Genomic DNA, 7,018 nt, shown 5'->3' on the forward strand with positions numbered 1-7,018 from the left:
AATGCCTCAGGGAATACTTATTCCTTTCGGCTGCGAAAGCAAGAATAAATTATTGACCCGTTACCCGGCGCGTGTTACACAGCCGTTACCACCCGCGCTGGGGAAGTGTCGCCGTGGATCCCGTCGTTCGCAAACTGCGTCTGCCTGCTGCTGCCGGCCTGTGTGCCGTGCTTCTGCTGTGGGCGTCGGCGGCGGCGGCGCAGGACGTGCGGGGGCAGGGTGCAGGCGAGACGCGATTGATCGATCTGGTCGACAGTGGCCACTTCGCGGACGCTGAAGATCTCCTGGCGCGCGGCGATCTACCCGCCACGGCGGCCTACCAGCGCGAGCGCATGCGCCGCATCCGCATGGATTTCAGCCTGGACGAGGCCACCGCGAAAACCGCCGTGCGCCGCTGGATTGCCGACCTGACCGATGCCGAATTCGCGCGCTGGGATCAGCTCGGCCTGATCGAACACCTCGATATCGACGGTACCCGCTGGTACTTCAAACGCGCACCGTCCAACCTGTTCCGGCTCAGCGATGAGGCACGCGCGCGCCGCCGTGCCGATGCACCGCTCCCGGCGCCGGGCCCGAATGAAGTGCTCAATGCGCATCACGCACGCGTGCTCGCAGCCGCTGGCCAGAGCGGCGGGACGTCGGTACTGCCACAGCGCATTGCGTTCACCCAGTCGCTGACGGTGAAGGCCGACGCCGTGCCCGCCGGGGAAACCATCCGCGTGTGGATTCCCTACCCGCGCGGGATTCCCGGGCAGCAGGAGCAGGTGCAGTGGCTGGGCAGCACGCCGGGCAAGGCGCGCGTGGCCCCGGACAGCACCCTGCAGCGCACCGCCTATCTGGAAGCGAAGGCGGTGGCCGGGCAGCCGACCCGGTTCGAGATCCGCTACGAGGCCACGATCTTCGCGCGGCATACGGCGGTGGATCCGGCACGCGTGCAAGCCACGCCGTCCGACCCGGCGCTGCAGCCGTTCCTCGCCGAGCAGCTGCCGCATGTGCGCTTCACCCCGGCACTGAAGCTGTTTTCCGACCAGGTGCTGCAAGGCGAAACGCGCCCGTATGAAGTGGTGCGCCGGCTGTACGCCGCAGTCGATCGCATTCCCTGGGCGGGCGCCCGCGAGTATTCCACCCTCAGCAACATCAGCGATTACGCCCTGCATGCCGGGCATGCCGACTGCGGGCAGCAGACCCTGTTGTTGATTTCCCTGCTGCGCATGAACGGCATACCCGCGCGTTGGCAGTCGGGCAGGGTGTTCTCCGATGATGGCAGCGGCTACAGCAACCTGCACGACTGGGGTGCGGTCTACCTGGCGCCCTATGGCTGGCTGCCGATGGACGTGACCACCGGTGCGCTGGCCAGCGATACGCCCGCACTGCGCGACTTCTATCTCGGTGGTCTCGATGGCTACCGCATCGCCTTCAACGATGATTTCGGCCAGCCGTTCGTGCCAGCCAAACAGCATTACCGCTCGGAAACGGTCGACTCGCAGCGCGGCGAGGCCGAGTGGGCGGGCGGCAACCTGTACTTCGACCAATGGGACGACGACTTCCAGTGGCGGGTACTGCCGGCCGGGCAACGCTAGCGCGATACCTCCACCACCACACCATTCAATTCTTGCAGGAGAGAGCAGGGGATGAAGGCTTACAGCATCAAGCGGGCGGCGTTGTGCGTCGCCCTTGGGGCGTGTCTGGGCATCATGCTGCCGGGCACCGTGATGGCCCAGACCGTGAGCGGCGCCGTCGCCGGCCGCGCAACCGCCGGTGACCAGGTCACCGTGGTCAGCAGCAGCACCGGCCTGACCCGCACCGTCACTGTCGGTGCCGATGGCAGCTACCGTCTCGGCCAGCTGCCGGTAGGCGACTACCAGCTGCAGCTCAGCCGCGAGGGACAGAAGCTGGGTGACCAGGTGGCTGTCAGCGTGGCCGTGGGTGGCACCACCACGGTCAACCTGGCCAGCGCCGGCGGCGTCACCAACCTGGATGCGCTGCAGGTGACCGGCACGCGCGTGATCAACCGCGTGGACGTCTACTCCACCGAGACCTCGTTCAACATCAACCGCCAGGAAATCTCGCGGTTGCCGGTGGCGCAGGATCTGTCCGCCGTCGCGCTGATGGCACCGGGCGTGGTCGGAGGTAATTCGTCATTCGGCGGCCTGTCCTTCGCCGGTTCGTCGGTGGCCGAGAACGCAGTGTTCATCAACGGCCTCAACGTCACCGACATGTACACCCGGCGCGGCTTCAGCACCGCACCGTTCGCCTTCTTCAACGAGTTCCAGGTCAAGACCGGCGGCTACTCGGTCGAGTTCGGCCGCTCCACCGGCGGTGTCATCAATGCGGTCACCCGCTCGGGCAGCAACGAGTTCGAGGGCGGCGTGGAAGTGACCGCCGAGCCCAGCGCGTGGCGTGCCAGCGGGCGTGACCACTTCCACCGCGACGGCACCGCGCACTCCTACGGCAGCCGTGACAACAACTCGTTCTTCAAGACCAACGTCTGGGGTTCGGGCCCGATCATCAAGGACACGCTGTTCCTGTTCGCCATGTACGAGGACCGCGACGACCGCGGCCACAACACCTCGTCCGATGGCAGCACCTGGTTCAAGAACAATTCCGGCAACGGCTTCTGGGGCACCAAGCTGGACTGGAACATCAACGACAACCACAGCCTGGCGCTGCTGGCGTTCTCCGACGAGGGCGATGTCACCAACGCGTCGTATGGCTACGACTGGGATGACGACCGCATCGGCGACTGGGGCGGCGATTCGATCACCGAGACCGGCGGCCGCAACTGGTCGGCCACCTACACCGGCCACTTCGGACAGAACTTCACCGCCCGCGCCATGGTTGGCCAGAACAACCAGCGCGCCTTCACCAACTCCTCGCTGGACCAGGCCTGCAGCCCGGTGTTCACCGACAGCACCTACGGCCCGCGACTGGGCAAGCTGCAGGGGCTGCGTGCCGGCTGCCATCCCACCGGCACCGCCGTGGCCGAGCGCGATGACACCCGCGATGTCGCCCGCCTGGATTTCGAGTGGCAGCTGGGCGACCACCTGCTGCGCTTCGGCCTGGACCGCGAGCTGATGACCACCGACCAGTCGACCCGTTACCCGGGGCCGACGGCGCTGAGCTACACCGCCTACCTGGCGCGGCCCGGCGATGAAGTGTGGGACGGCGCCAACGCCTACGTGCCGGCCGGCGTCACCGAGATGCTGCGCGCACGCAACCGCCAGTCCGGCGGCACGTTCGAAACCGAGGCCAATGCCTTCTACCTGGAAGACATCTGGAACATCACCCCGAACCTGATGCTCAACCTCGGCATCCGCTGGGACCGCTTCGAAAACCGCACGGCCGAGGGCAAGGCGTTCATCAAGATGGACGACCTGTTCGCGCCGCGCGTCGGCTTCTCGTGGGACATGCGCGGCGATGGCAGCACCAAGCTGTTCGGCAACGCCGGCCGCTACTACCTGCCGGTCACCAACAACATCAACGTCAACTTCGCCGGCGGCCTCACCGACGAATACAGCTACTACGTGCTGGAAGGCTGGGAGCAGAAGGCTTCGCCGACCGGTTCGGCCTACATGGCGCCGATCATCGGCGCGCAGATCGGGCCGACCGATACCCGCATGAACACCGGTGGTGCCGACCTGCGCCAGAGCGTGGACCGCGACCTGAAGGCGGTCTACCAGGACGAGTACATCCTCGGCTTCCAGAACATGATCAACGCCGCCTGGTCGTGGGGCGTCAACGCGACCTATCGGCGCATGACCCGCGCGCTGGATGACATCCGCATCAACTACACCCCGTGCGGCCCGACGCCGAGCACGCTGTGGCCGATCGGCAACCCCGGCGAGAGCCTGACCCTGTGGGGCGACCAGAGCATCGGCTGCGCCACCGAAGGCTGGATCACCATCGACACCGCCAACAGCGGCTACCGCAAGGGCGGCAGCGGCGAGGTCATCGGCTATTCCAGGCCCAAGCGCACCTACAAGGGCCTGGAATTCCAGATCGACCGCGCCTGGGACGAGAAGTGGCTGTTCAACGCCTCCTACCTGTGGTCGCGCAGCGATGGCAACTTCGAAGGCCCGGTGAACTCCGATACAAATTACGGCGACACCGGCATGGTGCAGTACTGGGATCATCCGGCCACCAATGAACGCTACGGCGTGCTGTTCAACGACTTCCGCCACCAGATCAAGCTGCGTGCGGCCTATGCGCTGAACCAGCAGTGGTCGTTCGGCACCACCCTGCAGGTGCAGTCCGGCGGCCCGATCACCGCCTATGGCGTGATGTGGCCGAACGACACCATCGCCGGTGGCAGCACCTCCAGCGAAGGCAGTGGCGGTGGCACCGGCTGGCTGTGCGTGGCCAACTGCTCCGGGCCGTATGACCAGCGCCAGTTCGAGTACAGCCCACGCGGCGCGTTCGGTCGCCTGCCGTGGACCTGGACGATGGGCGCCAACGTAACCTGGCGCCTGCCGGTGGAGGGCATCGACCTGAGCGCGCGGCTGTCGGTGTACAACCTGACCAACAACCAGAAGACCATCAACGTGCACCAGCGCTACGAAGCACAGCCGGGCCAGTACCGTGAAGCGACCTTCGCCACGGGCACGCGCTGGCAGGCACCGCGCTACACGCAGCTGGTGGTGACGTGGAACTTCTGAGGCATGCCGCGCGGGTAGCGTCGGGGTTCCTGGCGCTGGCCGCCATGCCCGCGGTGGCGGCGGAATCGACGGACGTCGCCGCCATCGATGCCGATGTCGCGGCCGTGGTCGAGCACGCGCATCTGCCCGGGCTGGCCATGGCCGTGGTCGAGCAGGGAAGGGTGGTCTACCAGCACGCCGAAGGGGCGCGCGGGGATGGCGGCCGCATCGACGAGGACACGCTGTTCAAGATCGCGTCCAACAGCAAGGCGATGACCGCCGCGCTGCTGGCGCGCCTGGTGGAGCAGGGCAGGCTGCGCTGGGATGACCCGGTGCGCGGGCACCTGCCCGGCTTCACCATGCACGACCCGTGGGTGGGCGAGCACATGCAGGTGCGGGACCTGCTCATCCACAACAGTGGCCTCGGCCTGGGCGCAGGCGACCTGATGCTGTGGCCGGAGCCCAACGCCTATACCCGCGCGGACATCATCGCCGGCCTGGCCCACCTGAAACCGGTCAGCAGCTTCCGCAGCGGTTATGCCTACGACAACCTGATGTACGTCGTGGCCGGTGAAGTAGCCGCCGCTGCCGGTGGCAAGCCTTACGACCAGCTGATGCGCGAGCAGGTGTTCGCACCGCTCGGCATGGACCGCTGCCAGGTGGGTGCGTGGTCGGTGAAGCGCGTGGGCAACGTGGCCCAGCCGCATGCCTGGCGCGAAGGCCACAGCGTGGTGGTCAACGCCGATGGTGCGACCAGCCCCGATCTGACCTCGATGGCTGCGGGCGGCATCCGCTGTTCGCTGCGCGACATGACCCGGTGGATGCAGGTACTGCTGGACCCCGCGTTGGCGCCCGGTTGGCTGGGCAGCGACCAGCGGCGCACGCTGTGGACGCTGCACATGCCGATGCCGCTGGGCGAGCGCCAGCGCCGCTGGGATGACGCGCACTTCATGGGTTACGGCTATGGCTGGCGTGTTTCGGACATGGACGGGCAGTGGAAGGTGGCGCACACCGGCACCTTGTCCGGCATGTATTCCTCGCTTGCCCTGCTGCCGGACCGCAGGGTGGGCGTGGTGATGCTGATGAACGGCGAGGGCGAGGACGCACGCACGGTGCTGATGCAGTCGGCGCTGAAGCGCTTCACCGCTGCAGGCGCAGCGCCTCCGGCGATGGAGTACCTGGCAGAGCTGCGTGCCGACCAGGCCGAGCGTGCCGCCAGCGGAGGCGGGCGTCCGTCCACGGCGGGCGCGCTGCCGGTGGCGCGCGATGCCCTGCCGCAGTGGCAGGGCCGTTATCGCGATCCATGGCTGGGCCCGGCCTCGCTGTGCCCCGGCAAGGACGGCCTACGATTCAGCGTGGACAAATCGCCGAAGCTGCAGGCGCAGGTGATGCAGCTGCAGGGTCGCTGGCTGCTGCACTGGGATACGCTGGAGGCATCCGCGCAGGCATGGCTGCAGGCCGACGACGGTGCACCGCCCACGCTGCAGCTGCGCGCCCTCGATCCGGACATCGACTTCAGCTATGACTTCCAGGACCTGCATTTCACTCGTATTGGCGATTGCCCTGGCGGGCAGCACGCACGCCGCTGAGGCACCGCGCATCTCGCCGGCCACCGATGCGGCCAGCGCCGGTCTGCTGGAGATCCGCACGCTGGCCCCGCGCATCGAGCTGGACATCCGTTACGCCAGCGCCAACAACTTCACCGGCGCCCGCGTGCCGGGCTACGAGTCCTCGTCGTGCTACCTGCTGGCCCCGGTGGCGAAGGCACTGGCTGCAGTGGAAGGCGACCTGCGTGCCGACGGCTACGCGCTGCGCATCTACGACTGCTATCGCCCGGTGCGGTCGGTGCAGGCGTTCATGGCCTGGGTGCGGGATCCGCACGAGCAGTCGCGCAAGGCGCTGCAGTACCCGGACCTGGACAAGCCGCGGCTGCTGGCCGACGGCTACATCGCCGAGCGCTCGGGCCACAGCCGGGGCGCGACGGTGGACCTGGGGCTGCTGGATTGCCGGGCGGGGACGTGCGTGGTGATGGACATGGGCACGGATTTTGATTCCTTCGGCGTGCGTGCGCATACCGATGCGGCGGGGCTGACGGCGGTGCAGCGTGAGAACCGGCAGCGGTTGCTGCGGGCGATGGCGCGGCGCGGGTTTGCCAACTACCCGCAGGAGTGGTGGCACTACACGCTGCAGCCGGAGCCGGATGCAGGGACGGCCTACGATTTTCCCGTGAGGTGAGGGTTTTTCTTGCAGGGCTTGCAGCCCTGCACCTGCTTCAAGCCACGTCAACGTCAACGTCAAATGCATGCATTCCGTGGGTTGGCGGGGTGGGTCCGGTTGAGGGGGACGCCGTAAATACGTCCATGTAGGCTTGGTCGCGGCTTGCT

At 67.2% G+C, this 7,018-nt stretch carries 4 protein-coding genes; all 4 read left to right on the forward strand.

Going from position 1 to position 7,018, the window contains the following annotated elements:
• The first annotated feature begins 113 nt into the window (after positions 1 to 113).
• Genes NQ204_RS17480 through NQ204_RS17495 form a run of 4 tightly spaced genes read left to right on the forward strand, consistent with a single transcriptional unit; the run spans position 114 to position 6,869 of the window.
• The gene (locus tag NQ204_RS17480; protein WP_256644520.1) at positions 114 to 1,580 is read left to right on the forward strand and encodes a transglutaminase-like domain-containing protein; all 1,467 of its coding nucleotides are present in this window, start codon (positions 114 to 116) and stop codon (positions 1,578 to 1,580) included.
• A gap of 51 nt (positions 1,581 to 1,631) precedes the next feature.
• Complete coding sequence (locus NQ204_RS17485) at positions 1,632 to 4,655, forward strand: TonB-dependent receptor (protein ID WP_256644521.1); 3,024 nt, start codon at positions 1,632 to 1,634, stop codon at positions 4,653 to 4,655.
• Between the two features lie 44 nt (positions 4,656 to 4,699).
• Positions 4,700 to 6,223 (forward strand): serine hydrolase domain-containing protein, encoded by a 1,524-nt coding sequence (locus tag NQ204_RS17490; protein WP_256644523.1) that lies wholly within the window; start codon positions 4,700 to 4,702, stop codon positions 6,221 to 6,223.
• Positions 6,156 to 6,869: a M15 family metallopeptidase gene (locus NQ204_RS17495; RefSeq protein WP_256644522.1), complete on the forward strand. Its 714-nt coding sequence runs from the start codon at positions 6,156 to 6,158 to the stop codon at positions 6,867 to 6,869. The genes NQ204_RS17490 and NQ204_RS17495 overlap by 68 nt, the downstream gene beginning before the upstream one ends.
• Positions 6,870 to 7,018 lie beyond the last annotated feature (149 nt).

Origin of the sequence: Stenotrophomonas testudinis, from assembly GCF_024499815.1 — a bacterium.
Lineage (GTDB): Bacteria > Pseudomonadota > Gammaproteobacteria > Xanthomonadales > Xanthomonadaceae > Stenotrophomonas.

Bases quoted from the DNA above. Each gene is read 5' to 3' on its own strand.
- NQ204_RS17485 (WP_256644521.1), top strand. From the start codon at position 1,632: ATGAAGGCTTACAGCATCAAGCGGGCGGCGTTGTGCGTCGCCCTTGGG.
- NQ204_RS17490 (WP_256644523.1), top strand. From the start codon at position 4,700: ATGCCCGCGGTGGCGGCGGAATCGACGGACGTCGCCGCCATCGATGCC.
- NQ204_RS17495 (WP_256644522.1), top strand. From the start codon at position 6,156: ATGACTTCCAGGACCTGCATTTCACTCGTATTGGCGATTGCCCTGGCG.